This is a genomic window from Rahnella sp. RcJ3, assembly GCF_009498575.1.
Taxonomy (GTDB): Bacteria; Pseudomonadota; Gammaproteobacteria; order Enterobacterales; family Enterobacteriaceae; genus Rahnella; species Rahnella aceris.
Genome location: NZ_QSNX01000001.1, coordinates 286,235 through 312,750 on the forward strand (window position 1 = coordinate 286,235; position 26,516 = coordinate 312,750).

Below are 26,516 nucleotides of genomic sequence, written 5' to 3' on the forward strand. Positions count from 1 at the left end.
CAATGCTGTTATCCGCTCAATTAAACTTCGTCACCATTAACGATAGTTTTTGTGATTTTAAAATCATGAGTGAACGCGGTGAGGTTGGCGACTTTACCTGCTTCGATGCTGCCCAGTTGGTCTTCAACACCAATGGCGCGTGCCGGATAAAGCGTTGCCATACGCAGCGTTTCGTCCAGTGCGATGCCAACATGTTCGACGCTATTTTGTACCGCTTCGATCATCGTCAGCGCAGAGCCGCTCAGTGTTCCGTTTTCGTCCACACAGAGTCCGTCACGGTAGTATATTGTTTTACCGGCAAAAATGAACTCATCAATATTCGCGCCAGCCGGAGCCGTTGCGTCAGTGACCAGCACCAGCTTCTCGCCTTTGAGCTTTTTCGCATTGCGAATATTCGCCCAGTCAACGTGAAGACCATCAGCAATCACGCCGGTATAGACTTCTGGCGTATCGAAGATTGCACCAATAAGACCAGGCTGACGGCCCGTGATGGCTGGCATTGCATTATAAAGGTGCGTAGCAAAGCTGATACCTGCGGCAAAACCGGCACGGGCTTCAGCATAGGTGGAATTTGAATGGCCTGCGGAAATCACTATTCCTGCATCACGCATCTGGCGGATATATTTTGCATCAACCTGTTCGGGTGCGAGCGTCAGTTGGGTGATCACGTCCGCGTTTGCACACAGAAAATCAATCATCGCGCTGTCTGGCAGGCGGATAAAGGCCGGGTTGTGCGTGCCTTTTTTCAGCGGGCTGAGGTAGGGTCCTTCAAGGTGCAGACCCAGTGCCTGGTTCGGATACTTTTCCAGATAGGTGCGCATCACGCTGATACCGTGTTTCATGTAGTCGTCGCTACAGGTAATCAGCGTCGGTAAGAAACTGGTACAGCCGGATTTTTCATTGGCTTTCTGCATGATTTCTAACGTTTCTACTGAAATCGCTTCCAGTGAATCGTTGAATTGCACGCCGCCACAACCATTAAGTTGCAGATCGATAAATCCGGGGGCAAGAATGGCGCCATCCAGACTGCGGGTTTCCACATTCGCCGGCAATTCACTTACCGGGCAGACACGTTCAATTTTGCCATCGGCAATGACCACCGCGTGGTTATCCAGAACGTCATGACCGGTATAGACCCGGCCGTTCACTAAAGCGTACATCATGCCCCCTAGTACGTTTGCCCTTCTCCAGTCACGCTGCTGCTGCGTTGGCGGCCTCACTCACTCCGGTCACTTACTTCAGTAAGCTCCCGGAGATTCGCTCGTTGCCGCCTTGCCGCAACCCGACTGGCTTTGGGCATAATTTTGGATCAGAGATTTTTCATATTTTCCGCTTCTAACTCGCGGAAATATTTAACAGTTTTGACTTTCAGTTCCATGGTGGACGGTTCGTCACATACCATAACGGCTTTCGCGTGCAATTGCAGGCAACTGATGGTCCACATATGGTTGATATTACCTTCAACTGCCGCTTCCAGCGCCTGCGCTTTCGCATGGCCGGTCACCAGAATCATCACTTCTTCTGCGTCCAGCAACGTGCCCACGCCAACGGTCAGGGCGTATTTTGGCACCTGAGAGACATCGTTGTCGAAGAAACGTGAGTTCGCGATACGGGTTTCATGGGTCAGGGTTTTGATACGCGTACGGGAAGCCAGAGAAGAGGCTGGTTCGTTGAATGCGATATGACCGTCATTACCCACGCCGCCCATAAACAGGTGAATTTTGCCGTAAGACTTAATTTTCGCTTCGTACTGGCGGCATTCTTCGTTGACGTCTGGTGCATTACCATTCAGCAGATTGATGTTTTCGCGTGGAATATCAACGTGGTCAAAGAAGTTTTTGTACATAAACGTATGGTAGCTCTCAGGGTGTTCCTGCGGCAGACCGACATATTCGTCCATGTTGAAGGTCACTACGTTCTTAAAGCTAACCTGGCCTGCTTTATGCATGGCGATTAAATGTTTGTAAGCTTCGAGCGGCGTACCACCGGTTGGTAAGCCCAGAACAAAAGGGCGGTCAGCAGTGGGTTTAAATGCGTTGATGCGTTCAACAATATGACGTGCAGCCCATTTGCCAACTTCAGTGGGGGTGTTTAATGGAATAAGTCTCATCAGATACCTCTTAGTTTCAGAATATTGAATATAATGTGTCTGTCCTCCGCTGAAGTGTTAGCGCGGGACAATAAGTCAGAAAGCAGTTTTGGGTTCAGGGCGGTCTTGTTAAGCGTAAACCACCGCAACGGTTTATGACTGGCACAATACCGTCTGGATTTTTTTAATGATAAAATAAGTTTGGTGTATTGACCAGTGAAATGGCATGTTATGACCTCTTTTTGGTGACAAATCTCACAAAAAGAGAGGTTTTAATTTGCGATACGAAATAATATTTTTACACTCGCAATTGCAGTTGGTTAAATCGGAACGGTAAATGTAAAAGGTAGTAAACATACTAATTAAACTACTTTGGTGATTCGCTTACGGGCGAGTAGGGGGAATGTTGAATATACTGAGTTATTTACAAAAGATTGGCCGGGCATTAATGGTGCCCGTTGCTACGTTGCCAGCCGCCGCAATCCTCATGGGCGTCGGTTACTGGATCGACCCTGTGGGTTGGGGGGGAGACAATGCGCTGGCGGCATTTTTCATTAAATCTGGCTCCGCCATTATTGAAAACATGTCCGTACTGTTTGCGATCGGTGTGGCGTATGGCATGTCCAAAGACAAAGACGGTGCAGCTGCACTGACGGGTTTTGTCGGTTTCCTGGTGCTGACCACGCTGTGTTCGCCTGCAGCCGTGTCCATGATTCAGAAGATCCCGTTAGACCAGGTGCCGGCGGCATTTGGTAAAATCAATAACCAGTTTGTCGGTATCTTAGTCGGTATCATTTCTGCTGAGTTGTACAACCGTTTCAGCCACGTCGAGTTGCCGAAAGCGCTGTCATTCTTCAGTGGTCGTCGTCTGGTTCCTATCCTGACTTCTTTCCTGATGATCATCGTTGCCTTCATCCTGATGTATGTATGGCCTCTGATTTTCAACGGTCTGGTGACCTTCGGTGAGCATATCCAGCAACTGGGTTCTGCCGGTGCCGGTATCTATGCCTTCTTCAACCGTTTACTGATCCCGGTCGGTCTGCATCATGCACTGAACTCCGTGTTCTGGTTTGATGTTGCAGGTATTAACGATATCCCTAACTTCCTCGGTGGTCAGGAATCTATCCAGTCAGGTAAAGCGGTGGTGGGTATCACCGGTCGTTATCAGGCAGGTTTCTTCCCGATCATGATGTTTGGTCTTCCGGGCGCGGCACTGGCGATTTACCACTGCGCACGTCCTGAAAACAAAGCAAAAGTTGCTGGTATCATGCTGGCTGCTGCTTTCGCTTCCTTCTTTACCGGTATCACGGAACCGCTGGAATTCTCCTTCATGTTCGTTGCGCCGGTGTTGTATGTGATTCACGCCGTACTGACCGGGATTTCGGTCTTCATCGCAGCAAGCATGCACTGGATTGCCGGTTTCGGCTTCAGCGCAGGTTTGGTGGATATGGTGCTGTCTTCCCGTAACCCGCTGGCGACTCACTGGTACATGCTGATCCCTCAGGGTCTGGTGTTCTTCGTGATTTACTATGTGGTGTTCCGTTTCACCATCCAGAAATTCAACCTGCTGACCCCGGGACGTGAACTGGCAGTGGCCGGTGACGAAGCGGACGGTTACGACGTTGATGTGGAATCTGCTGGCAACAAAGGTGATGAAACCGTTGCTCTGGCACGTCGTTATATCAGTGCCATCGGCGGTTCAGAAAACCTGACCGGCATTGATGCCTGTATCACCCGTCTGCGCCTGAACGTGAAAGACTCCGCACTGGTCAACGACGGACTGGCGAAACGTCTGGGCGCTTCAGGAGTTATCCGTCTGAATAAACAAAGCGTGCAGGTGATTGTCGGTACCCGTGCCGAAATCATTGCCGGTGCGATGCGTACCGCACTGAATGCAGGCCCGATTGCTGCGGCTACCGTGACTCCGGCTGCGCCAGTGTCTGAAATCAAACCTCAGGCAGTGCCAAACAGCGTGAAAACGGTAGTGGAAACTTTAGTGTCTCCGGTTACCGGTGACATTGTGGCGCTGGATCAGGTGCCTGATGAAGCCTTTGCCAGCAAAGCGGTGGGTGATGGTGTTGCCATCCGTCCTACCGATAAAATCGTTGTGTCGCCGGCTGCGGGCACGGTGGTGAAAATCTTCAATACCAATCATGCGTTCTGCCTGGAAACGACTTCCGGTGCTGAAATCGTGGTGCATATGGGGATTGATACTGTTGCACTGAACGGCCAGGGCTTTACCCGCCTGGTTGAAGAAGGGACAACAGTCACTGCCGGTCAGCCTGTACTGGAACTGGATCTGGATTATCTGAATGCCAATGCGCGCTCAATGATCAGCCCGGTAGTCGTCAGCAATATTGATGATTATACCGGTGTGACGTCACTGGCCAGCGGTTCAGTGGTTGCCGGTCAAACGAAACTGTTCGATATCCAGGGCAAATAACCCTGCGGATGACGTAACAGGTCGACGTAGTGACAGCGGGAAGAGAGCGATCTCTTCCCGCTTTTTATTGTCTGAGGACAGAGGCAGCAGAGATAACCACGATTTAATGCAACTAACGGTTGTTTCCCGGCGTGGCTTGTTGGAACATAAGCGGTTATCCGTAGAGTCAATGTTGCGTAGAGGAATTGCACAATGAGTGAGGCTGAAGCCCGCCCAACAAATTTTATCCGTCAGATTATTGATGAAGATCTGGCGACCGGGAAACACAATACCGTTCACACCCGTTTCCCACCTGAGCCTAATGGTTATCTGCACATCGGTCATGCGAAATCTATCTGCCTGAATTTCGGCATCGCGCAAGACTATCAGGGCCAGTGTAATCTGCGTTTTGACGATACCAACCCGGCAAAAGAAGACATCGAATTCGTTGAGTCAATCAAACGCGACGTCCAGTGGTTAGGTTTCGACTGGAGCGGCGATATTCATTACTCCTCGGACTATTTTGATCAACTGCATGCTTATGCGCTTGAACTGATCAACAAAGGTCTGGCGTATGTTGATGAACTGTCTCCTGACCAGATCCGTGAATATCGCGGCTCCCTGACGTCGCCGGGTAAAAACAGCCCGTACCGCGATCGCACCGTGGAAGAGAACATTGCGTTATTTGAAAAAATGCGTAACGGTGAGTTCGCCGAAGGCGCTGCGTGTCTGCGTGCAAAAATCGATATGGCCTCGCCATTCTTTGTGATGCGTGATCCGGTTCTGTACCGTATTAAATTCGCAGAACATCACCAGACCGGTAAAAAATGGTGCATCTATCCGATGTACGATTTCACCCACTGCATTTCCGATGCGCTGGAAGGGATCACCCATTCGCTGTGTACGCTGGAATTCCAGGATAACCGTCGTCTGTACGACTGGGTTCTGGATAATATTTCTATTCCATGCCACCCGCGTCAGTACGAATTCTCCCGTCTGAATCTCGAATACTCCATCATGTCCAAGCGCAAGCTGAACCTGCTGGTGACCGAGAAGATTGTTGAAGGCTGGGATGACCCGCGCATGCCGACCGTTTCAGGTCTGCGTCGCCGGGGCTATACCGCGGCATCTATCCGTGAATTCTGCCGTCGTATCGGCGTTACCAAGCAGGATAACAACGTTGAAATGATGGCGCTGGAATCTTGCATCCGTGACGATCTCAACGAGAACGCACCGCGCGCCATGGCGGTTATCAATCCGGTTAAAGTGATCATTGAAAACTTTACCGGTGATGATGTGCAGATGGTGAAGATGCCGAATCATCCGGGCAAACCGGAAATGGGCACCCGCGAAGTGCCGTTTACCCGTGAGATTTACATCGATCAGGCTGATTTCCGCGAAGAAGCCAACAAGCAGTACAAGCGTCTGGTGTTGGGCAAAGAAGTGCGCCTGCGTAATGCGTATGTGATCAAAGCAGAACGTATCGAGAAAGACGAGGAAGGGAATATCACCACTATCTTCTGTTCTTACGATATCGACACGCTGAGCAAAGATCCTGCCGATGGCCGCAAGGTGAAAGGCGTGATCCACTGGGTGTCCGCGTCTGAAGGCAAACCGGCTGAGTTCCGCCTGTATGACCGTCTGTTCAGCGTCGCAAACCCGGGCCAGGCGGAAGACTTCCTGACCACCATCAACCCGGATTCCCTGGTGATTTCCCACGGTTTCGTGGAGCCATCACTGGTGGCTGCACAGGCTGAAATCAGCCTGCAGTTTGAGCGTGAAGGTTACTTCTGTGCCGACAATCGCTACTCAAGTGCTGAACATCTGGTGTTTAACCGTACCGTTGGCCTGCGTGATACCTGGGAAAGCAAACCCGTCGCGTAAGCCCTCAGTATGAGGTAATAAAAACGCAGTTCAGGCTGCGTTTTTTTTCGCCTGTTATTCTTGTCAGAGATGCCTTTTGTTTTTCGTCGCGAATTAATGTATTTCCTATGCTTACTTTTAAAACGTTGTGCCACAGCCGTTCATATTGCTGAAACGTTTAAACTGTAAGATGATTTTGTTTAATCGTATGTTTTAATTATATATTATTATAGTCCATTGCTTTAATCCTTTCCTGCATACCTCTGTAATGCTTTTTCATCTTTATGTGCACTTTGTCATATTTCGATAATTAATGATTAATTACTCATTGATAATTCGCGTCGCGAAAAATACTCTTGATGTTGATTTAACCGGTTACGCCTCTGGCGACCGCTTTTTATACCCGTTTGGGTTTTGCTCGTTTTTTTAGTCAACATGAGGAATCTCTATGCACAAGCACCGTAACAGGGGCAGGGGATCGGCTTACCTGAAACCTGCCATGTATTCTCTCGCCGGCACCTTACTGGGTGGCGGAATGATGTTTTCACAAGAGACCAAAGCAGCCGGTTTTATTGATGATTCCACACTGACCGGCGGTGTGTACTACTGGCAGCGTGAACGTGACCGCAAGGACATGGATCCGGCGAGTGACCACTACAAAGACTATACAACCAACCTTTCGCATTCTACCGCTAACCTGAACCTCGATTTTTCTTCCGGCTATGCCTGGGACATGTTTGGTATTGATATCGCAGCCTTTACGGCGATTGAAATGGCCGAGAGCAGCGAGAGCGGCCATCCCAACGAAATCGCCTTTTCTAACAGCAACCGCGCCTACGACGAAGATTACTCCGGGGATAAAAGTGGGGTCAGTCTTTATAAGGCAGCCGGTAAATTCAAATATGGCGGATTCTGGGGGCACGCAGGGTATATTCAGCCTACCGGACAGACGCTGATCGCACCGCACTGGAGCTTTATGCCGGGTACGTATCGCGGTGCGGAAGCCGGTTATAAACACGATTTCGGTGACCCGGGTGAACTGAGTTTCTCCTATATGTGGGCTGATGAATATAAATCGCCGTGGCATCTGGAAATGGATGATTTCCGCCAGAATGACAAGAAAACCGGCGTTTCTTATATTCATTCGCTCGGTGCGAAATATGATTTTAAAAATGACTTCGTACTGGAAGGCGCATTTGGCCAGGCTGAAAGTTATGTCGATCAGTACTTTGCTAAGGCCTCGTACAAAATGGATCTGCTGGGCAATCCGCTGACCACCAGCTATCAGTTCTATGGTGCAGAAGACCGCATCAGTGACAAGAATGATCCGAACAGTCTGTATGACGGTCTGGCATGGTTGCAGGCACTGACCTTTGGCTATACCACCGGGCAGTTTAACTGGCGTCTGGAAGGGACGATGGTGAAAGCGGAAGGGAATCAGGGCTACTTCCTGCAGCGCATGACCCCGACTTATTCTTCCTCAAACGGCCGTCTTGATGTGTGGTGGGACAACCGCTCGGACTTCAACGCCAACGGTGAAAAAGCAGTATATGCAGGCGTATTGTATGATCTGGCGAAATGGGATTTACCGGGCTTCGCGGTCGGTGGTTCGTACGTCTATGCCTGGGATGCCAAACCGAGCACCAACGCCGCTTATGACCAGAGCCAGCGTCTGAAAGAAAGCGCATGGAGCCTGGATGCGCTGTACACCATTCAGGAAGGGCGCGCCAAAGGGACGTTGTTCAAACTGCATTACACCCAGTACGACAACCATTCGGACATACCGAGCTGGGGCGGCGGTTACGGCAACATTTTCCAGGATGAAAAAGACGTGAAATTCATCGTTATCGCTCCATTTACTATTTTCTGAGGTCGCTATGTCGATGAATAAATTACTGATGATCATGGTTTCGGCTGTTTTGCTGGCCGGTTGTGCACCCACCGCCGATCAGGCACAAATATCCCAAACGCGGGAAGATTACCGTGCCTGTATCAATACGTCAGAAGGCAATCCGGACAAACTGGCATCCTGCGAGGTGTTACTGAATAAACTGAAACAGGAAAAAGCCCACCAGCAATTTGCAGAACAGGAGACGGTGCGCGTGGTGGATTATCAGCGATGTCTGACGGCGCGTAAAACTGGCGACGGTCAGGCATATGCTGCTGATTGCGGGAAAATCTGGCAGGAAATAAAAACGAACAATTCACCTAAGCCGTGAATCTCAGCAGCGAAACATACCCCGGCTTGCCGGGGTTTTTTATGCCTGCTATCCGGGCTCAATCTGCGTCGATATCAGACATAAAAAAACCGCTTTTCAGCGGTTAATTTAGTCAAAGCCTGTGCAGATTACTGCGCAGGTTTATCGTTGTGCAAAGAGTCATCTTCGCGGCAATCGCCTGCTTCACAGTGGCCGTACAGATACAGGCTGTGGTTGGTGAGCTTGATACCGTGTTTCTTAGCAATCTCACGCTGACGACCTTCAATATATTCGTCACGGAATTCGATCACACGACCGCAATCCAGACAGATCAGGTGGTCGTGGTGATGTTGCTGGGTCAGTTCGAATACGGACTTGCCGCCTTCGAAGTTATGACGGGTGACAATACCGGCGTCGTCAAACTGGTTCAGAACGCGGTAAACCGTCGCCAGGCCAATTTCTTCACCCATATCAATCAGTTGCTTGTAAAGATCTTCCGCACTAACGTGATGACCTTCCGGCGCTTGCAGCACTTCCAGGATTTTGAGGCGCGGAAGCGTGACTTTTAAGCCGGCTTTCTTCAGTGCGGTGTTGTTGTCAGTCATGCGGATTCAGTCCTGTTACTATGTGCTAATCAAGTTGAGGCATGCAGCCTGTGGCATCGGCGGCACAAAATTATTCGTTTAGTCTCTTCGTTTAACGCAATGTGCCAATTCTCGTCAACGACAGCCTGTTAATAAAGATCACAAATTGCCGGTCACATTTGGAATGCAACGACTTGATCAATAGAAAAAACAGAGGAACTCAGTGTACCTTGATACGACCGAAAGTTACAATTTTGTAGCAGTTAAATTGTTAATTTCAGTAATAGTTTGGCCCTTCAATTGTAGAATAAATCCTCAGGGCCAACAGGGTTTTTAGCCAATAATTTCAGAAAGGCTAAGTTCTTCTGTGATCTGTTTCACCCAGGCATCAACACGTTCGCTGGTCAGTTCGGGCTGACGATCTTCGTCAATTGCCAGTCCTATGAAGTGCTTATCATCCGCCAGGCCTTTAGATGCTTCAAAGTGGTAACCTTCGGTAGGCCAATGTCCGACAATCACTGCGCCGCGTGGCTCAATGATATCGCGCACGGTGCCCAGCGCATCGCAGAAATATTCGGCGTAGTCTTCCTGGTCACCGCAACCAAACAGTGCCACCAGCTTACCTTCGAAATCTATCTCTTCCAGCGTTGGGAAAAAGTCGTCCCAGTCACACTGCGCTTCACCGTAATACCAGGTTGGAATGCCGATAAGCAAAATATCGAATTTTTCCAGATCCTCTTTGCTGCTCTTCGCAATGTCATGCACCTCTGCAACATCTTTACCCAATTGCTTCTGGATCATTTTTGCGATGTTTTCGGTGTTACCTGTATCGGATCCAAAGAAGATACCTACAACGGCCATAAGATTACCTAACCTCTTGTTCTCAATGAAGTGCTCTGCAACGCAGGCAATAATAATGCAGATGATAGCAAACTCGTGCGGCGGAGAATATGCTTCTGCTCGCCTTCTTAACTGGGAAATAAGTTTATCGGGCAATATTTTTATGTGTTATCGCCTTTGTGTGCTTTCACCTGCGGCGAATTAACCTCAGGCTTAATAAGGTCAAAAGCAAGTTTGAGAAATAAGTCGTCACAATACTAAATTTCGAGAACATTCCGCCGATAGATGATTCGGGAGCAATCTCAACATAATAAAGAAATCGATGCCCGGAGAGGTGTTCAAACATGTCCTGGGGCACTTGCCTGCTGGTTACCTGTCTTGATTCTCCGCATCCCCGTCAATCCTCAGGCCAGAAACAGACATGTTTCGAGAGAGGCATATCGTGCAGTTTTTAAAAAATATCACCATCAGGGCCGCTTTATTAACCATTCTTGGCATCTTTTGCGTCATGTGGGCAGGTGTTTCCCTTTACACCGTCACCTCACTGGACACACTGACCCAAAATACCAAAAATAGTACCGAGCTGGTCAACAATATGGCGCTGATCAATAAAGGAAATGATCAGTATTTTCGTACCGTGACGCGCCTGAGCCGCGCCGTGGCACAGCTTCAGGCCGATCCGTCAAAAGGTCCGGAAATTTTTGATACCGCCAAACAATCACTCAGCGGGCTGACGCAGGCTCTGGCCAGTTTTAAAGCGGCACCGCATCCGGGGCTGGAAGATTCCTCCGTGCAGGAATTAATCACCAGTTGGGAAAATCTGATCACGCAGGGCGTCACGCCATTGTTCGACGCAGCCCGCAGCAAAAATACGGAGTCCTATAACCAGCTAGCCAATTCCACCGTGCCTGCACTGAGCCGCAGCTTTGGCTCATCAATGGAAAAAGTCAGCGGTCAGATCGCTGTCGATTTTGATGCGGCACAACGGCAATCCACCCATCTGACGTCATTTAGCAAAGTGATTCTGCTGACGGCATTTGGTATCGGGCTGGTGATTTTATTGCTGACTGACCGTTATCTGGTGATGGCGCTGGTGAAGCCGCTGGATAAAATCCGCGGTCACTTCGCGGTGATCGCCAGCGGCGATCTGACGTTTTATCTGGAAGAATTCGGTAAAAACTGCGCCGGTAAGCTGATTCCGTTGCTGAACGAGATGCAGTTGAGCCTGGTCAATACCGTTCAGACCATCCGCAACTGCACCAATCACATCTATCAGGGCGCGTCAGAAATTTCAGCCGGGAACAACGATTTGTCTTCCCGTACGGAAGAACAGGCGTCGGCGCTGGAAGAAACCGCTGCCAGCATGGAAGAACTGACGGCTACCGTTAAACACAATGCCGATAACGCGCATCACGCCAGCCAGCTGGTGATGGAGGCTTCCACCACCGCGCAGAAGGGCGGCAACATCGTGGCAGACGTGGTCAGCACCATGAAAGATATCTCCGGCAGCTCGAAGAAAATTGCTGAAATCACTTCTGTGATTAACAGCATCGCTTTCCAGACCAACATTCTGGCGCTGAATGCTGCCGTCGAAGCGGCACGTGCGGGCGAGCAGGGGCGCGGTTTTGCAGTGGTTGCCAGCGAAGTGCGCAATCTTGCACAACGCAGTGCGCAGGCGGCGAAAGAAATCGAGCAGCTCATCAGCGAATCGGTTTCCCGCGTCGACAGCGGTTCGAAATTGGTTGAAAACGCCGGTCAGACGATGAATGAAGTGGTGCGCTCAATTACGCATGTCACTGACATCATGGCGGAAATCGCCTCTGCATCCGATGAGCAAAGCAAAGGAATCAGTCAGGTGGCGGTTGCCGTCACAGAAATGGACAGCGTCACACAGCAGAACGCCGCGCTGGTAGAACAGGCGTCGCAGGCTGCAGTATCACTGGAAGAGCAGGCTTCATTGCTGAACAATGCCGTTGCTACGTTCAAACTTAAAGATAGCGTGACGAGCGTCGGTTCACGTCCGGGGAAGTCAATTTCCGCACCGTTATTGCGTCCGGATACCAGCATGCTTTCGGCGAAAAGTGCTGAAAACTGGGAAACGTTCTGAGCAGGAAGACGTGAATTAATATGGAATAAGTAAGAAAAAACAAACGGGTAGCCTGAGAGGGTTACCCGCTTTTCAATCAGCCTTCATGACCGTTAAGATGCGACAGCAGCATCTCTTCAATCAATTCGCTACGACTGATATTGCGTTCTTCTGCCAGCTTATTGAGCATATCAACAGCATCGGCATTCATTTTCAGCTCCACACGACGCAGGCCGCTCGCTTTATCGCGGCGTAACTGGTTGCGCTTATTGATCCTGAGCTGTTCATCACGGGATAGCGGATTTGTTTTTGGACGCCCCGGACGACGGTCATCTGCGAACAGATCAATCGTCGTGCGATCCAGTTGTTCTTTTGCCATAGGTAGCGGTACAACCAGGGAAGTTTTTACATCGGAAAACCGCAAGCCGGTTCCTGACGAGCGTTTCACACATTTCGGGCTAAGAAACCCTGACCCAATTCACCTCCCGCGACTCACTGTGAGTAAACGGGGCGGCAAAATTATAGCGCGCAATCATACACTGGCGCACCAGGGGTTCACAACGCCTGATTACCCTGATTTCATGATAACTTCTTAAGTTGTGCAGACTTTTTGCACAATTTATCCCCAGGATGTTAAACCTCAGGCCGCATCGATGAAACGGTGCACCGCGCGCAGTACTGCATCGGGTTTTTCCGCGTGCACCCAATGACCGGCTCCCGCCACCACATGCGCTTTGGCCTGCGGAAATTGTCGGGCAATCGCGTCGCGATATTCATCCTGCACATACGGCGATAGCCCGCCACGGATAAACAGCGCCGGGTGATCCCACGGAGGCACGTCTTCCCAGCCGGTAATAGTTTCGTATTCACTGAGCAGCACCGGCACGTTAAAGCGCCATTCTCCCTGCTGGAATGATTTGAGCAGGAACTGGATCACGCCGTCTTCCTTTATATACGTACGCATGCATTCGGTAGCGGAGGTACGGTCGCGGAGTCCTGCCTCGGTCACGGCATTAATCGCCGCAAAAATCTCATCATGGCGACGCACGTGATAATCCACCGGCGCGACATCAATGGCGATCAACTTTTCGATACGGTCGGGGATCAGTGCCGTCAACGCCATCGCCGCTTTCCCACCCATTGAATGGCCGATCACAATGACTTTTTGGAAACCAACAGCATCCAGCGTTTCCACTAAATCCTGCGCCATGGCGGCGTAAGACATTTCATCAGAACGTCCTGACTGGCCGTGATTACGCAAATCCACCTGTAACACGTTATGCTGTTGTCTCAGGTCCCGGGCCAGAATGCCCAGATTATCAAGGGTGCCGAACAATCCGTGGATGAGCAAAACCGGCAGTGCAGTGCTGTCAGCGACTTCAGATTCTTGCAGGCGATAATGTAATTTCATAGAGAAGTTCATACAGATAAACAATCTCATTAGGTTATCATGACTTGCGGATAATTTTTTAAAACAGAAAGTTTCTGCCAGATGCCTGAGCGGGATTTGACTACCAGGAGCAGAACGGGCCGGAGCCTGCATGCAGCAAAATCGGGAAGTTGTCTGGATTTTACTTCGCGGCGCAATTCCTCTGTTTGTTACTGCGTAGAAATTTGTATAATCCTTTCGAATGAATTAAGTAGAAAAACAGTACTGGATAAAGATGAAAACTATTGAGGTTGACGAAGAACTCTACCGCTACATTGCCAGCCACACGCAAGCAATCGGTGAAAGTGCGTCTGATATTTTACGCCGTATGTTGAAGTTTACTGCCGGTCAGACCGCTCCTGCCGTACCAGTGACCACTTCTGTTATCGCCGGAACTGTCGCGCAGGAAAAACCTGCCGCCGCCGCACCGACGTCGCGTGATAAAGTCCGCGCCGTTCGTGAACTGTTGCTGTCCGACGAATACGCAGAACAGACTAAAGCGGTTAACCGTTTTATGCTGATCCTCTCGACCTTGTATACCCTGAACCCTAAAGAATTTGCGACGGCGACCGACTCTCTGACCGGGCGCACGCGGACTTACTTTGCCGGTGACCAGCAAACCTTGCTGCAAAACGGCATTCATACCAAGCCTAAACACGTTCCCGGAACGCCGTATTGGGTTATTACGAATACCAACACAGGTCGCAAACGCAGCATGATTGAACACATCATGCAGCTCATGCAGTTCCCGACGGAACTGACTGACAAAGTTTGCGGCACCCTTTAATTTCAGCGTAAGGGAGAAGCGCCAGTGGCTAATCACCCCCGTGCAGGGCAACCTGCTCAGCAAAGCGATTTGATCAATGTGGCGCAGTTAACGTCACAGTACTACGTTCTGCAACCGGATCCGGCAAACACGGCGCATGCTGTGAAATTCGGCACGTCCGGCCATCGCGGTAGCGCGTTGCGTCACAGCTTTAATGAAGCGCATATTCTGGCGATTGCTCAGGCGATTGCCGAAGTGCGTAAAGAGCAGGGCACCACCGGGCCATGCTACGTGGGTAAAGACACGCACGCGTTGTCTGAACCGGCGTTTATTTCCGTGCTGGAAGTGCTGACCGCCAATGGCGTTGATGTCATTGTTCAGGAAAACAACGGGTTTACGCCGACACCGGCTGTGTCTCACGCCATTCTGACGCATAACCGTAACGGCGGCGCGCTGGCGGATGGCATCGTCATCACGCCTTCGCACAACCCACCGGAAGATGGCGGCATCAAATATAACCCGACCAACGGCGGTCCGGCGGATACCAACCTGACCTCCGTGATTGAGAAACGTGCTAACGCATTGCTGGCCGCGAAACTGACAGGTGTGAAACGTCAGTCTCTGGATCTGGCGTGGAAAAGTGGTCATCTGACAGCGAAAGATTTGGTTCAGCCGTTTATCGAAGGGCTGACCGACATCGTTGATATGGCTGCGATTCAGAAAGCGGGTCTGAAACTGGGGGTGGATCCCCTCGGCGGTTCCGGTATCGAATACTGGAAACGCATCGCGGAGCATTACAAACTGGATCTGACGCTGGTGAACGATGAAGTCGATCAGACTTTCCGTTTCATGCATCTCGACCACGACGGCGTGATCCGTATGGACTGCTCGTCCGAATCCGCAATGGCGGGTCTGCTGGCGCTGCGCGATAAATTCGATCTGGCCTTTGCTAATGATCCTGACTATGACCGTCACGGTATCGTGACGCCTGCGGGTCTGATGAACCCGAACCATTATCTGGCGGTGGCGATTCAGTATCTGTTCCAGCACCGTCCGCAGTGGGGCAAAGACGTTGCCGTCGGTAAAACGCTGGTCTCAAGTGCGATGATCGACCGCGTGGTGGAAGATTTGGGCCGTAAACTGGTGGAAGTGCCGGTTGGTTTCAAATGGTTCGTTGATGGTTTGTTTGACGGCAGCTTCGGTTTTGGTGGCGAAGAAAGTGCAGGGGCTTCTTTCCTGCGTTTCGACGGCACGCCGTGGTCTACCGACAAAGACGGCATCATCATGTGCCTGCTGGCGGCGGAAATTACTGCCGTTACCGGTAAGAACCCGCAGGAACATTACAATGAGCTGGCTGCCCGCTTTGGCGCACCAAGCTACAACCGTATTCAGGCACCTGCGACTCATGCGCAGAAAGCCGCGTTGTCTAAACTTTCTCCTGAACAGGTGAAAGCCGACACGCTGGCCGGTGACCCGATCACCGCCCGTCTGACCAACGCACCGGGCAACGGCGCGTCCATCGGCGGCCTGAAAGTGATGACCAAAAACGGCTGGTTCGCGGCCCGTCCGTCCGGTACAGAAGAAGCTTACAAGATTTATTGTGAAAGCTTCCTCGGTGCTGAACACCGTGAGCAAATCGAGAAAGAAGCGGTAGAAATCGTCAGCAAAGTGCTTGCCGACGCTAAATAAGCCGTTCTCTGCTTCTCATCAAAGGCGCTGATTATTCAGCGCTTTTTTTTTGTCCATTTTTTGCCGGAAGTTCAGACATCAAAAAGAGTTATCTAAATGCATTTTTCGGCTTGCCAGTTTCTGAAAACCGATCTAGTTTAGATATATCGAAATGATTCGATATATCTAAATGGGACATAAATTATGTTTAGCAAAATGTTTGAAGGCCGCCATCGCGGTCACGGTAGCCGGGAAGAAGGGCATCGCGGTCATTGCCGTCATGAATCAGAACGCAGTGATCACAGCGAGCGTCATATGTTACGCCGTGATGGTCGTCATCGTGGGGAAGACAGGGGTGAGGAAGGGCGTGAACATCGCGGGCGTGGCGATGGTCGTCGGGGTGGTCGTGGCGAGCGCGGTGTACATCGTCTGTTCGAACACGGTGATTTACGCCGCGTCCTGCTGGCGCTGGTGGCGAAAAAACCGAGCCATGGTTATGAGTTGATCAAAGCGATTGAAGAGGCATCGTCAGGTCTTTACGTACCAAGCCCTGGCGTGATTTATCCGACGCTGACGCTGCTGGAAGAGCAGGATTTCCTCGAGCCTGTCGCCACAGGTAATGGCCGGAAAAGTTATCAGATCACCGAAGCCGGTAAAGTGGAACTGGCGCAACATCAGGCGGTGGTTGATGTGATTTTTGCCCGTCTGGCTGGCGCGCAGCGTCCGCGTGAAAACAACCTGGCAGAGGGCATTCATGAGTCGATGCACCGCCTGAGGCATGCACTGCGCGGTAACATGATGCGTGCGGATTTAACGCCGGAACAGGTGGTGCGGGTGAGTGCGATTTTGCAGCAGGCTGCAGAAAGTCTGGAAGCCGAATTTGCCGAAACCAAACCGCAGACTGACGAACCTAAGGCATAAAGCGATAGCCCACGCCGGTTTCGGTCAGTAAATGACGTGGCCGGGTGGCGTCGGCTTCCAGTTTCTGGCGCAAATGCCCCATGTAGATGCGCAGATAATGGCTGTGTTCGACGTAATTCGGGCCCCATACGTGGCTCAGTAACTGACGCTGAGTAATGACTTTGCCGCTGTTCGCCAGCAGTTCGGCCAGCAGACGAAACTCAATCGGCGTCAGATGACAATCATCACCGTTACGCTGTACGCGCCGGTTGATCAAATCTACCGTCACATCAGAAAACGTCACCAGCGGGCTTTCCTGCGCGCTGCCCGTATGGCGGCGCAGGGCCACACGAACCCGCGCCAGCAGTTCACCGACGCCAAACGGCTTGGTGAGAAAATCATCGGCACCGGCATCCAGCGCGGCAATTTTGTCTTCCTCACGGGTGCGTGCCGACAGCACAATAATCGGGATGGCGCTCCAGTGGCGCAAATCACGAATATAGGTCAGGCCGTCACCGTCTGGTAATCCGAGGTCGAGAATAACCAGATCCGGTTTACGCGTGCCGGCCTCAATCAGCCCGCGTTGCAGCGTTTCACTTTCAAACACCCGCAGGCCTTCCGCCTCCAGTGCCGTACGCACAAAGCGGCGGATCTCTTTTTCGTCTTCAACAATTAAAATATTTATCGGGGATGCGCTCACGATACCTCGTCGATGTCTGATTCCATGTCACTTTCCATCTCCGGCGATGCCTCGAGCGGCAGCCTGAAACGAAAACGCGCACCGCCGTTCGGGCCATTTTCCGCCCAGATCCGTCCGTCGTGCACCTCAATAATGGCACGACAAATCGCTAATCCCAACCCCACACCCGGAATGGCGGATTCTTTATTACCGCGGGCGAATTTTTCGAAAATGGTGTGCTCGGCGCCAGCCGGAATACCAGGGCCGTTATCCCAGACTTCCATCTCCAGCCATTCATCCAGCGGCGTGGCTTTAATGCCAATTGTCGCACCGGTTCCGGCATATTTATGGGCATTTTCCAGCAAATTGATCAGCACCCGTTCAATCAGGCTGGCATCGCAGTTAACCAACACCATTTCCTTCGGCAAATCAATTTCGATGTTGTCGTGCGCCAGTACGGGTTCGAGCATCCGCAATGCGCTGCCGGTGATTTCTTCCACTGACTGCCACTCTTTGCGCAAATTAAATCCGCCGGACTGAATGCGCGCCATATCCAGCAGATTATTCACCAGCCGCGTGGTGCTCAGCACCTGCTGGCGGATCTGGCTGGCCTGCGGTGCGTGCTTCGAGCCCTCCGACGCCAGATCCAGCGTAAGGATTTCCGCCTGCCCGAAAAGCACCGTCAGTGGGGTACGTAAATCGTGGGAAAGCGCTGAAAGCAGCGAGTTGCGCAATTGTTCGCGTTCGGTTTCCAGCCGTGCCGTTTCCGCGCGGGCAGCCAGATGCAGACGTTCAAGCGCATTGGCAATCAGCACGGTAAAGGTCTGCAACAGACGCTGCTGTTCAGGCACTAACAACTGACGGATATTCGGCGGTTCGACCGCCAGCAGGCCGCGTGATTCGCCGGATGCAATCAGCGGCAGAAGCTGGTACGGCACGCCAGGCAGGGTATCCGTGCCCGCACCGGCTGGCAGTTTTTTGTCGAAACTCCAGCGGGCGATAGCGTCATCCACCACAATCGAGGTGATTTCACCCGCAGGCTGCGCCAGTTCACCGTTCTCCTGCGGCAGCAAAATGGCGGTTTTGGCATTCAGACTGGAAGAAATAAAGTGGCGGCTGGTCTGCGCGATGGCTTCCGGCGTCAGCGACTGGCTCAGCCCTTTGGACATTTCATACAGATGCTGCGCACGCTTTTCACGGTGACGGGCGATACGCGCCTGATAACGCACCCCTGCTGTCAGGTTCCCGATCAGTATGCCGACAGTCAGCATCACGCCGAAAGTCACCAGATATTGCGCGTCAGTCACCGCCAGCGAGCCACGGGGTTGCACGAAAAACAGATCAAAGCTGATGACGTTAATCACCGCCGCCAGCACCGACGGCCAGCGGCCATAAAACAGCGCGACAATCACCACGCCGAGCAGATACACCATCACCAGATTGGCCTGATCGAACGTCGGCACCAGCCATTGCGACATCACGGTGATCACCGCGCACAGCGCCACGGCCAGTGCACAGCCCCACAACTGGCGACTGAAGCGATCAGCAAACGTGCGCGAGTCCTGCTCTTTGCGCAGGGGCGTGACCGGTGCATCTTCCAGCCCGACGACGATTAAATCGAGATCGGGCGCGATTTCCGCCAGCTTATCAGCAAAACTGGCGCTGAATTTCCAGCGCTTTTCACGGCGTCTGCCGGTCATGATTTTGCCCAAACGATGTTCGCGGGCGTAACGCAAAATCGCCTGTTCCTCCTGCGGATCGGAGAGCGTGGCAGTTTCTGCCCCCAGTTCCTGCGCCAGTTTCAGGGAACGCAAAATGGCGCGACGCTGACCTTCAGGTAAACGGTGCAGACGCGGGGTTTCGACATACACCGCGTGCCAGACGCAACCGAGGCGCGCTGCAAGGCGCGAGGCGACGCGGACTAATTTCTCATTGCCGCCACCGTGACCGATACACAGCAACAGCGCATCGCGGGTATGCCAGACACGGCTGATGCCCTGATCATCGCGGTATTCGCGCATCTGGTCGTCCACCCGGTCGGCGGTACGACGCAGGGACAGCTCGCGCAGGGCAATCAGATTGCCTTTGCGGAAGAAGTGTTCGATGGCGCGTTCGGCCTGACCGGGAATATAAACTTTGCCTTCTTTCAGGCGCTGACGCAGGGAATCGGGGGGTAAATCCACCAGCACGACTTCGCTGGCGCCATCAAACAGACGGTCGGGAACCGTTTCACGAATAATGATGCCGGTGACGCCGCTGACCACATCGTTCAGGCTTTCCAGATGCTGAACGTTCACGGTGGTAAATACGTCGATACCGGCATCGAGTAACTCTTCGACATCCTGCCAGCGTTTCGGATGGCGCGAACCGGCAGCATTACTGTGCGCCAGTTCGTCCATCAGGATCAGGGCAGGGCGGCGGGCCAGCGCAGCATCGAGGTCAAACTCCTGCACCTGACGTCCGCGGTGTTGAATGCGTTTCGGCGGTAACAGAGAAAGCCCCGGCAACAGCGCCTGTGTTTCCTGCCTGCCGTGGGTTTCCACCACGCCAACCAGCACGTCGAGGCCGGTGGCGCGCAGGCGCTGCGCCTCCTGCAACATGGCAAAAGTTTTACCGACGCCCGCGCAGGCACCGAAAAAGACTTTCAGTTGCCCGCGTGGCTTCTCGTTGGCGAGCGCCAGCAGGCTGTCGGGATCGGGGCGATCTTCTGTCATATTATCCTGTGAGGTTGGTTAATGGGTTTTCAGTTCATCCAGCGCCTGATTCAGGCCGAGCACATTAACGACGTCGGGGCCAAGGTAACCAATCAGCGGTGATGATGTATTATCATCAATCAATTTATTCACTTGCGCCAGTGGCAGCCCGCGTGCGGCAGCAATGCGCGGAGCCTGCCATTGTGCCGCTTCCACTGAAATCTGCGGATCCAGTCCGCTGCCGCTGCTGGTCACCAGATCCACCGGCACCGTTGCCGGGCTTTGCGGATTGGCTTTGCGCAGCGCTGCCACGCGGTCTTTCACTGCCTGATCCAGCGCCGGGTTACTGGCCGCCAGATTACTCCCTGCCGACGCCATCGGGTTATACGGCGAATCGGAGGTGACGGACGGCCGGCCCCAGAAGTAATCATTGCGGGTAAAATTCTGCCCGATCAGTTCTGAGCCAATCACTTTATTGCCGCTGTCTTTAATCAGCGAACCCATCGCCTGCGGGCGAAATACCAGCTCTGAAACGCCGGTGGTCAGCAGCGGATAAACGACGCCAGTTGCCAGCGTCAGCAGAACTGTCATCACCAGAGCCGGACGCACATAGGACATTCTTGTAACGGACATAATGGTCTTCCTTAAAAATCAGCTCAGATGTAAAACGGTCAGGATCACGTCTATCAGCTTGATACCCACAAACGGCACCAGCAGCCCGCCCGCACCATAAATCCACAGGTTACGGCGCAACAGGGCGGCGGCACTCATGGCTTTATAGCTCACCCCTTTCAGCGCCAGCGGGATCAGGAACACAATCACCAGGGCGTTGAAAATGACCGCCGACATAATGGCCGAAGACGGCGACGTCAGGTGCATCACGTTCAGCGCATTGAGTTGCGGATAGGTTGCCGCGAACGCCGCCGGGATAATGGCGAAATACTTCGCCACGTCGTTGGCAATACTGAAGGTGGTCAGCGAGCCGCGTGTCATCAGCATTTGTTTACCGATATGCACCACTTCAATCAGCTTGGTCGGGTTGGAGTCGAGATCGACCATGTTCCCGGCTTCCTTCGCTGCCTGCGTCCCGGAGTTCATCGCCACCGCGACATCGGCCTGTGCCAGCGCCGGCGCATCGTTGGTACCATCGCCGGTCATCGCCACCAGACGACCTTCTGACTGATACTGACGAATCAATGCCAGTTTGGCTTCCGGTGTGGCTTCCGCCAGAAAATCATCCACGCCCGCTTCGGCGGCAATCGCGGCGGCGGTCAGGCGGTTATCCCCGGTGATCATCACCGTTTTAATGCCCATTTTGCGCAGCTCGGCAAAGCGTTCCTTGATACCGCCTTTGACAATATCTTTCAGCTCAACCACGCCCAGTACTTTAGCGCCTTCTGCTACCACCAGCGGCGTGCCGCCTTTACGCGCCACGGTTTCCACCAGCCCCTCGACGGCTTTCGGGAAGGTACCGCCGTTGGATTCCACATGGCGACGGATAGCGTCAACCGCACCTTTACGGATGCTGCGGTCACCGACGTTGACGCCGCTCATGCGGGTTTGCGCGGAGAAGGGCACGAAGGTTGCATTCAGCGAATGAATATCGCGTTCGCGCAGGTTAAAACGCTGCTTCGCCAGCACCACGATACTGCGGCCTTCCGGCGTTTCATCAGCCAGAGAGGATAACTGCGCGGCATCGGCCAGTTCCTGTTCCGTCACCTGCGGCGCGGGCAGGAACTGCGATGCCTGGCGGTTACCGAGCGTGATGGTGCCGGTTTTATCCAGCAGCAGCACATCCACGTCACCGGCGGCTTCCACCGCACGGCCGCTGGTGGCGATGACGTTCGCTTCCAGCATGCGGCTCATACCCGCCACGCCAATCGCCGACAGCAAACCGCCGATGGTGGTCGGGATCAGACACACCAGCAGGGCGACCAGCACGGTGACAGTCACCGGAATACCAGCGTGACTGGCGTCAACACTGAACAGCGAGAACGGATACAGCGTGGCGGTAGCCAGCACGAACACCAGCGTCAGCGCCACCAGCAAAATCGTCAGCGCCACTTCGTTTGGCGTTTTGCGGCGTTTCGCACCTTCGACCATCGCAATCATACGGTCGAGGAAGGTATCTCCAGGGTTCGCCGAACATTCGACCACCAGCCAGTCTGACAAGACGCGCGTCCCGCCGGTGACCGAGGAGAAGTCGCCGCCGGATTCGCGGATCACCGGCGCAGATTCACCGGTAATGGCGCTTTCATCCACCGATGCACCGCCGATCAGCACTTCACCGTCGCATGGCACGGTATCGCCTGCTTCGATCAGCACGTAATCGCCTTTGCGCAGGGTATCGGCGGCGACTTTAATCACCGGCGATTCAGGGCGTGGTTCGTAGATTTTTTTCGCCCAACTGGTTTTCTGCACGCCTTTCAGGCTCTGCGCCTGCGCCTTGCTGCGGCCTTCCGCCAGTGCTTCGGCGAAGTTGGCGAACAGCACGGTAAACCACAGCCACAGCGACACGCTGCCGGTAAAAGCCGCGCTGCCGTCGGTCCGGTGCAGCAGAATTGCCAGCCAGATCAGTGTGGTCAGAATGCTGCCCAGATACACCACGAACATCACCGGATTGCGCCACTGAACACGGGGATCCAGTTTTTTCACCGAATCCAGCAGGGCAGTGCGGATCAGACGGGGTTCAAATAACGCACGTTGTTTACGACTCATCTTTTTAGTCTCTATATTCATCAGTTCAACGAGTTACGCAGCATTACTGTGCTGACCAGACCTGCAAATGTTCTGCCACCGGTCCCAGCGCCAGCGCCGGAATAAAGGTCAGTGCACCGACTAACAACACGGTACCGACCAGCAGACCGATGAACAGCGGGCCGGATGTCGGCAACGTGCCGTTGCCTGCCTGCTGGCGTTTTTTCATCACCAGAGAACCGGCAATCGCCAGCACCGGAATGATGACGCCGAAGCGGCCGAAGAACATACAGGCTGCCAGCAACAGGTTGTAGAACGGTGTATTGACGCTCAGCCCGGCAAACGCACTGCCGTTGTTATTGGCGGCGGAAGACACCGCATACAGCACTTCACTGAATCCGTGCGCGCCGGGGTTTAAAATGCCTGCGCGACCGGCGTCGGTGACCAGCGCCAGTGCCGTGCCGAGCAGCACCAGCGTCGGTGTCACCAGGATTGCCAGCGCGGTCATCTTCATATCGTAAACGTCGATTTTCTTACCGAGATATTCCGGTGTACGGCCAATCATCAGCCCGGCGATAAACACCGTCAGCAGTACAAACAGCAGCATGCCGTACAGACCGGAACCCACGCCGCCGAACACCACTTCGCCAATCTGCATCAGCCACATCGGCACCATACCGCCGAGTGCCGTAAAGGAATCGTGCATGGCGTTGACCGCACCGCACGAGGCCGCCGTAGTGACGACGGCGTACAGGCTGGAGGCCAGAATGCCGAAGCGGCTTTCCTTACCTTCCATATTAAAATTGCTGCTGGCGCCAAGTGCCATGAAGTGCGGATTGCCTTTGAGCTCGGCGTACATCACTACCACGACCGACACCACGAAAATCACCGACATCGCCCAGACCAGCGCGTGCCCCTGACGGTTATCGCCGACCACGCGGCCAAAAGCGAAGCACAAGGCACAAGGGATAATGAAAATCGCCAGCATCTGCACCATGTTGGTCAGTGCGGTCGGGTTCTCAAACGGATGGGCAGAGTTGGCACCGAAGAAGCCACCGCCGTTGGTGCCGAGCATTTTGATGGCTTCCTGCGAAGCCACCGGCCCCATAGGTAAGGTCTGTTGCAGGCCTTCCAGTGTGGTGATGTGCTGATACGCTTCGAAGTTTTGCAGTACCCCCTGACTGACGAAAAACAGTGCCAGCAGGAAAGACACCGGCAGCAGCAGATACAGTGTGATGCGCCATAAATCCGTCCAGGCATTGCCGATGGTGTGTGCTGAAGGGCGTGCAAAGGCGCGGATCAGGGCAAACGCCACGGCGATACCGGTCGCTGCGGAGAGGAAGTTTTGCACAGTCAGCCCGACCATCTGGCTGAGATAGCTCAGCGTGCTTTCGCCGCTGTAAGCCTGCCAGTTGGTGTTGGTCACGAAACTCACTGCGGTATTAAAGGCCAGATCCCATGACAATCCGCCGAAATGCTGCGGGTTCATCGGCAATACGCCTTGCGCCATCAGCAGCGCCATCAGCACGATAATGCCCAGAATGTTAAATACCATGATCGCCAGTGCATACTGCCACCAGTTCATTTCAGCATTGCTGCTGCCAGACGTGCGTAAAACACCGTTTTCTATGCGCTGAATAAATGCGCCGGGCTGTCCTTCAATCAGTTGAGCAATAAAGTTACCCAGTGGTTTTGCCAGCAGCAAAAGCACCAGCATAAAACTGGCAATCAGTAAGAATCCGGTTGCAGCCATTTAAAAATCCTCCGCATTCAGCAGGGCATAAACCAGATAGCCGAGCAGCAGAAGAACCAGTAATGCGCCGCAGATTACGCCAACACTCACAATCCACCTCCACAGGTGTGTTTTTATGTTGTGGCGAGAATAAGGAAAGGCGGGAAAAGATCCTGAAAAGAAAGCGTTCCTGCGTGTAAAAAAAGTATAAAAATTCCTTCGTCCTTAAAGCCACAGCGGCGTTACCTGCGCTCACTAACCCGAATCACTGACCTGAGTCCGCTCATCGGGATGCTTTCGCCTGCTGCCTTGCTGTTACTCCAATGACTTAGGAATTGGTGGTTAACCTGGGTTACGTATTTATTTAACCATTTTGTAACTCAATTACAGCAACAGGCCAAAATTGGCGAAAATTTACACTTTAAAGTGGTCAGATGAGTAGTAAAATTTCATCAATTGCAGTATATTTTTCACAACTTACAGTTTCCGAAAACTTTCCAAATTGCACAGGAGCAACGCGATGAATGATTACACGCCATACACAATGACCCGCATACTGGCCCGCCGCGCTTTTGTTATCGCTGCCGGTGTTCTGGCCCTGCCGGTCATGCTGTTCCGCGCTGACCGCGCCCGTTTTTACAGCTATTTACACCGTGTCTGGATGAAAACCAGCGATAAGCCGGTATGGCTGAGTCATGCCGAGATGGCGACCCAAGACTTTTACTGATTTAGCTCCCTCCCCTGCGAAGGGGGAGGAGCCAGAAACCCCGTTTCCCCGCGGGGTTTTTTATTGCCTGTCGATAAACCTGTACAATATTATTTTTATGTATAACTTGTGCTAAAGTTATACATAAGGGTGATGAATCAATACCACCTCTTACTTTCCTTTCTGGGACACAAGGCGCCGACAATGACGAAAACAATTCCGATTGGTATCAGTGCATGCCTGCTGGGTGAAAATGTCCGCTTTGATGGCGGGCATAAACGTCTGGCGTTTGCCGTAGAGCAACTGGCGCCTTATGTGCGGTTCGAGCCGATCTGCCCGGAAATGGCGATAGGCTTACCGACGCCGCGTCCGGCGCTGCGTCTGGTGAAAATGGATGACAGTATCGTGATGCGTTTCAGCAATGACGAGAGCATCGACGTCACCGAAAAGATGCAGAGTTACGCCGAAAAACGCGTAGCGCCGCTGACCGGCCTTTGCGGTTATATCGTCTGTGCAAAATCCCCGAGCTGCGGGATGGAGCGGGTGCGGGTGTACAGCGCTAACGGTAAAGATGCCAAAAAAGCCGGTATCGGGATGTATACCGCCGAGCTGATGAAACAGCATCCGTGGTTGCCGGTGGAAGAAGATGGGCGGTTAAACGATCCGGTGCTGCGGGAGAATTTTGTTGAGCGCGTTTTTGCGCTGTTTGAACTGAACCAGCTTCGCGAAAGTGGCCTGACGCGCGGCAAACTGATGGCATTTCACAGCCGTTATAAACTCATTTTGCTGGCCCATTCTCAGCCGGAATATCGTGAGCTGGGGCGCTTTGTGGCTGCGATGGCAGAGTGGGATTCCCTTGAGGACTACTTCACTGAATACCGGTTACGGCTGATGAACCTGTTGCTCCACAAAGCCACGCGCCGCAATCACACCAACGTGCTGATGCATGTGCAGGGGTATTTCCGCAAACAGCTGAGTTCGCCGCAGCGTCAGGAACTTGCGGGCCTGATCGACCGCTATCGCCAGGGCATGCAGCCGTTGCTGGCGCCGATCACCTTGCTCAAACATTACATGTCGGAATACCCGGATGCCTATCTGGCTGACCAGCGTTATTTCGAGCCTTATCCGGAAGCTTTAAAACTTCGATACGGACATTAATACGGA

Annotated in this window: 22 protein-coding genes; 10 read left to right on the forward strand and 12 right to left on the reverse strand. The window is 52.9% G+C overall.

Translation table 11 applies throughout. From position 1 onward, the window contains the following. Positions 1–20: 20 nt before the first annotated feature. Positions 21–1,160 carry an N-acetylglucosamine-6-phosphate deacetylase gene (gene nagA, locus DXU84_RS01340; protein WP_013576475.1) on the reverse strand — a complete coding sequence of 380 codons (1,140 nt, stop codon included), beginning with the start codon at positions 1,158–1,160 and terminating at the stop codon, positions 21–23. A 149-nt stretch (positions 1,161–1,309) separates the two neighbouring features. Continuing rightward, complete coding sequence (gene nagB / locus DXU84_RS01345; RefSeq protein WP_013576474.1) at positions 1,310–2,110, reverse strand: glucosamine-6-phosphate deaminase; 801 nt, start codon at positions 2,108–2,110, stop codon at positions 1,310–1,312. 385 nt (positions 2,111–2,495) lie between these two features. On the opposite strand from nagB, the gene nagE reads away from it, so the two are divergent. From nagE to chiQ, 4 genes are all read left to right on the forward strand, one after another. Then, positions 2,496–4,532, forward strand: a complete 2,037-nt coding sequence (gene nagE / locus DXU84_RS01350; RefSeq protein WP_015690264.1) for an N-acetylglucosamine-specific PTS transporter subunit IIBC — start codon at positions 2,496–2,498, stop codon at positions 4,530–4,532. Positions 4,533–4,724: 192 nt separating this feature from the next. Beyond that, positions 4,725–6,395: a glutamine--tRNA ligase gene (gene glnS, locus DXU84_RS01355; RefSeq protein ID WP_015690263.1), complete on the forward strand. Its 1,671-nt coding sequence runs from the start codon at positions 4,725–4,727 to the stop codon at positions 6,393–6,395. A gap of 478 nt (positions 6,396–6,873) precedes the next feature. Continuing rightward, on the forward strand, positions 6,874–8,244 hold the full coding sequence (locus DXU84_RS01360) for an OprD family outer membrane porin (protein ID WP_223509244.1): 1,371 nt from the start codon (positions 6,874–6,876) through the stop codon (positions 8,242–8,244). A gap of 13 nt (positions 8,245–8,257) precedes the next feature. Further along, complete coding sequence (gene chiQ / locus DXU84_RS01365) at positions 8,258–8,593, forward strand: ChiQ/YbfN family lipoprotein (RefSeq protein WP_015690261.1); 336 nt, start codon at positions 8,258–8,260, stop codon at positions 8,591–8,593. A 128-nt stretch (positions 8,594–8,721) separates the two neighbouring features. On the opposite strand, the gene fur is transcribed toward chiQ, so the two are convergent. Together fur and fldA are read right to left on the reverse strand one after the other, a co-directional pair. Then, the gene (gene fur / locus DXU84_RS01370) at positions 8,722–9,177 is read right to left on the reverse strand and encodes a ferric iron uptake transcriptional regulator (protein ID WP_013576469.1); all 456 of its coding nucleotides are present in this window, start codon (positions 9,175–9,177) and stop codon (positions 8,722–8,724) included. 312 nt (positions 9,178–9,489) lie between these two features. Further along, positions 9,490–10,017, reverse strand: a complete 528-nt coding sequence (gene fldA, locus DXU84_RS01375; RefSeq protein ID WP_013576468.1) for a flavodoxin FldA — start codon at positions 10,015–10,017, stop codon at positions 9,490–9,492. Positions 10,018–10,438: 421 nt separating this feature from the next. Here fldA and DXU84_RS01380 point away from each other — a divergent pair, with 421 nt between their 5' ends. Continuing rightward, complete coding sequence (locus DXU84_RS01380; protein WP_015690260.1) at positions 10,439–12,103, forward strand: methyl-accepting chemotaxis protein; 1,665 nt, start codon at positions 10,439–10,441, stop codon at positions 12,101–12,103. 76 nt (positions 12,104–12,179) lie between these two features. Here DXU84_RS01380 and ybfE read toward each other — a convergent pair whose 3' ends face one another. Then, the gene (gene ybfE, locus DXU84_RS01385; protein WP_015690259.1) at positions 12,180–12,461 is read right to left on the reverse strand and encodes a LexA regulated protein; all 282 of its coding nucleotides are present in this window, start codon (positions 12,459–12,461) and stop codon (positions 12,180–12,182) included. Positions 12,462–12,722: 261 nt separating this feature from the next. Continuing rightward, the gene (gene ybfF, locus DXU84_RS01390; RefSeq protein ID WP_126125305.1) at positions 12,723–13,505 is read right to left on the reverse strand and encodes an esterase; all 783 of its coding nucleotides are present in this window, start codon (positions 13,503–13,505) and stop codon (positions 12,723–12,725) included. A gap of 241 nt (positions 13,506–13,746) precedes the next feature. Between ybfF and seqA the strand changes: the two genes are divergently transcribed. The 3 genes from seqA (at position 13,747) to DXU84_RS01405 (ending at position 16,866) form a co-directional block, all read left to right on the forward strand. Beyond that, positions 13,747–14,298: a replication initiation negative regulator SeqA gene (gene seqA / locus DXU84_RS01395; RefSeq protein WP_013576464.1), complete on the forward strand. Its 552-nt coding sequence runs from the start codon at positions 13,747–13,749 to the stop codon at positions 14,296–14,298. A 24-nt stretch (positions 14,299–14,322) separates the two neighbouring features. Beyond that, a complete protein-coding gene (gene pgm, locus DXU84_RS01400) occupies positions 14,323–15,966 on the forward strand; it encodes a phosphoglucomutase (alpha-D-glucose-1,6-bisphosphate-dependent) (protein ID WP_013576463.1) in 1,644 nt (547 codons plus the stop codon). A 183-nt stretch (positions 15,967–16,149) separates the two neighbouring features. Beyond that, entirely contained in the window at positions 16,150–16,866 is a 717-nt protein-coding gene (locus DXU84_RS01405; RefSeq protein WP_013576462.1) for a PadR family transcriptional regulator, read from the forward strand. On the opposite strand, the gene kdpE is transcribed toward DXU84_RS01405, so the two are convergent. The 6 genes from kdpE to DXU84_RS01435 are packed head-to-tail and all read right to left on the reverse strand — an operon-like array spanning position 16,856 to position 24,757. Beyond that, positions 16,856–17,545 carry a two-component system response regulator KdpE gene (gene kdpE, locus DXU84_RS01410; RefSeq protein ID WP_013576461.1) on the reverse strand — a complete coding sequence of 230 codons (690 nt, stop codon included), beginning with the start codon at positions 17,543–17,545 and terminating at the stop codon, positions 16,856–16,858. The genes DXU84_RS01405 and kdpE overlap by 11 nt on opposite strands. Next, positions 17,542–20,238, reverse strand: coding sequence for a two-component system sensor histidine kinase KdpD (gene kdpD, locus DXU84_RS01415; protein WP_037037073.1), 2,697 nt, complete (start codon positions 20,236–20,238; stop codon positions 17,542–17,544). Before kdpD ends, kdpE begins: the two co-directional genes overlap by 4 nt. An 18-nt stretch (positions 20,239–20,256) precedes the next feature. Then, positions 20,257–20,835 (reverse strand): potassium-transporting ATPase subunit KdpC, encoded by a 579-nt coding sequence (gene kdpC, locus DXU84_RS01420; protein WP_173362110.1) that lies wholly within the window; start codon positions 20,833–20,835, stop codon positions 20,257–20,259. 33 nt (positions 20,836–20,868) lie between these two features. Continuing rightward, positions 20,869–22,935 carry a potassium-transporting ATPase subunit KdpB gene (gene kdpB / locus DXU84_RS01425; protein WP_013576458.1) on the reverse strand — a complete coding sequence of 689 codons (2,067 nt, stop codon included), beginning with the start codon at positions 22,933–22,935 and terminating at the stop codon, positions 20,869–20,871. A gap of 43 nt (positions 22,936–22,978) precedes the next feature. Then, positions 22,979–24,667 carry a potassium-transporting ATPase subunit KdpA gene (gene kdpA, locus DXU84_RS01430; protein ID WP_134705804.1) on the reverse strand — a complete coding sequence of 563 codons (1,689 nt, stop codon included), beginning with the start codon at positions 24,665–24,667 and terminating at the stop codon, positions 22,979–22,981. Beyond that, entirely contained in the window at positions 24,668–24,757 is a 90-nt protein-coding gene (locus DXU84_RS01435; RefSeq protein WP_071823630.1) for a K(+)-transporting ATPase subunit F, read from the reverse strand. It abuts the gene before it with no gap. A 409-nt stretch (positions 24,758–25,166) separates the two neighbouring features. Here DXU84_RS01435 and DXU84_RS01440 point away from each other — a divergent pair, with 409 nt between their 5' ends. Further along, positions 25,167–25,373 carry a YbfA family protein gene (locus tag DXU84_RS01440; RefSeq protein WP_013576456.1) on the forward strand — a complete coding sequence of 69 codons (207 nt, stop codon included), beginning with the start codon at positions 25,167–25,169 and terminating at the stop codon, positions 25,371–25,373. A gap of 183 nt (positions 25,374–25,556) precedes the next feature. Next, the gene (locus DXU84_RS01445; RefSeq protein WP_112151674.1) at positions 25,557–26,510 is read left to right on the forward strand and encodes a DUF523 and DUF1722 domain-containing protein; all 954 of its coding nucleotides are present in this window, start codon (positions 25,557–25,559) and stop codon (positions 26,508–26,510) included. Positions 26,511–26,516 lie beyond the last annotated feature (6 nt).

What these genes read in the sequence shown, in the direction of transcription:
- ybfE (WP_015690259.1), bottom strand. Translation starts at nt 12,461, where the DNA reads ATGGCAAAAGAACAACTGGATCGCACGACGATTGATCTGTTCGCAGAT.
- nagB (WP_013576474.1), bottom strand. Translation starts at nt 2,110, where the DNA reads ATGAGACTTATTCCATTAAACACCCCCACTGAAGTTGGCAAATGGGCT.
- kdpC (WP_173362110.1), bottom strand. Translation starts at nt 20,835, where the DNA reads ATGTCCTATGTGCGTCCGGCTCTGGTGATGACAGTTCTGCTGACGCTG.
- seqA (WP_013576464.1), top strand. Translation starts at nt 13,747, where the DNA reads ATGAAAACTATTGAGGTTGACGAAGAACTCTACCGCTACATTGCCAGC.
- DXU84_RS01445 (WP_112151674.1), top strand. Translation starts at nt 25,557, where the DNA reads ATGACGAAAACAATTCCGATTGGTATCAGTGCATGCCTGCTGGGTGAA.
- ybfF (WP_126125305.1), bottom strand. Translation starts at nt 13,505, where the DNA reads ATGAACTTCTCTATGAAATTACATTATCGCCTGCAAGAATCTGAAGTC.
- chiQ (WP_015690261.1), top strand. Translation starts at nt 8,258, where the DNA reads ATGAATAAATTACTGATGATCATGGTTTCGGCTGTTTTGCTGGCCGGT.
- kdpD (WP_037037073.1), bottom strand. Translation starts at nt 20,238, where the DNA reads ATGACAGAAGATCGCCCCGATCCCGACAGCCTGCTGGCGCTCGCCAAC.
- fur (WP_013576469.1), bottom strand. Translation starts at nt 9,177, where the DNA reads ATGACTGACAACAACACCGCACTGAAGAAAGCCGGCTTAAAAGTCACG.
- fldA (WP_013576468.1), bottom strand. Translation starts at nt 10,017, where the DNA reads ATGGCCGTTGTAGGTATCTTCTTTGGATCCGATACAGGTAACACCGAA.
- DXU84_RS01405 (WP_013576462.1), top strand. Translation starts at nt 16,150, where the DNA reads ATGTTTAGCAAAATGTTTGAAGGCCGCCATCGCGGTCACGGTAGCCGG.
- kdpB (WP_013576458.1), bottom strand. Translation starts at nt 22,935, where the DNA reads ATGAGTCGTAAACAACGTGCGTTATTTGAACCCCGTCTGATCCGCACT.
- DXU84_RS01360 (WP_223509244.1), top strand. Translation starts at nt 6,874, where the DNA reads ATGTATTCTCTCGCCGGCACCTTACTGGGTGGCGGAATGATGTTTTCA.
- glnS (WP_015690263.1), top strand. Translation starts at nt 4,725, where the DNA reads ATGAGTGAGGCTGAAGCCCGCCCAACAAATTTTATCCGTCAGATTATT.
- DXU84_RS01440 (WP_013576456.1), top strand. Translation starts at nt 25,167, where the DNA reads ATGAATGATTACACGCCATACACAATGACCCGCATACTGGCCCGCCGC.
- nagA (WP_013576475.1), bottom strand. Translation starts at nt 1,160, where the DNA reads ATGTACGCTTTAGTGAACGGCCGGGTCTATACCGGTCATGACGTTCTG.
- kdpA (WP_134705804.1), bottom strand. Translation starts at nt 24,667, where the DNA reads ATGGCTGCAACCGGATTCTTACTGATTGCCAGTTTTATGCTGGTGCTT.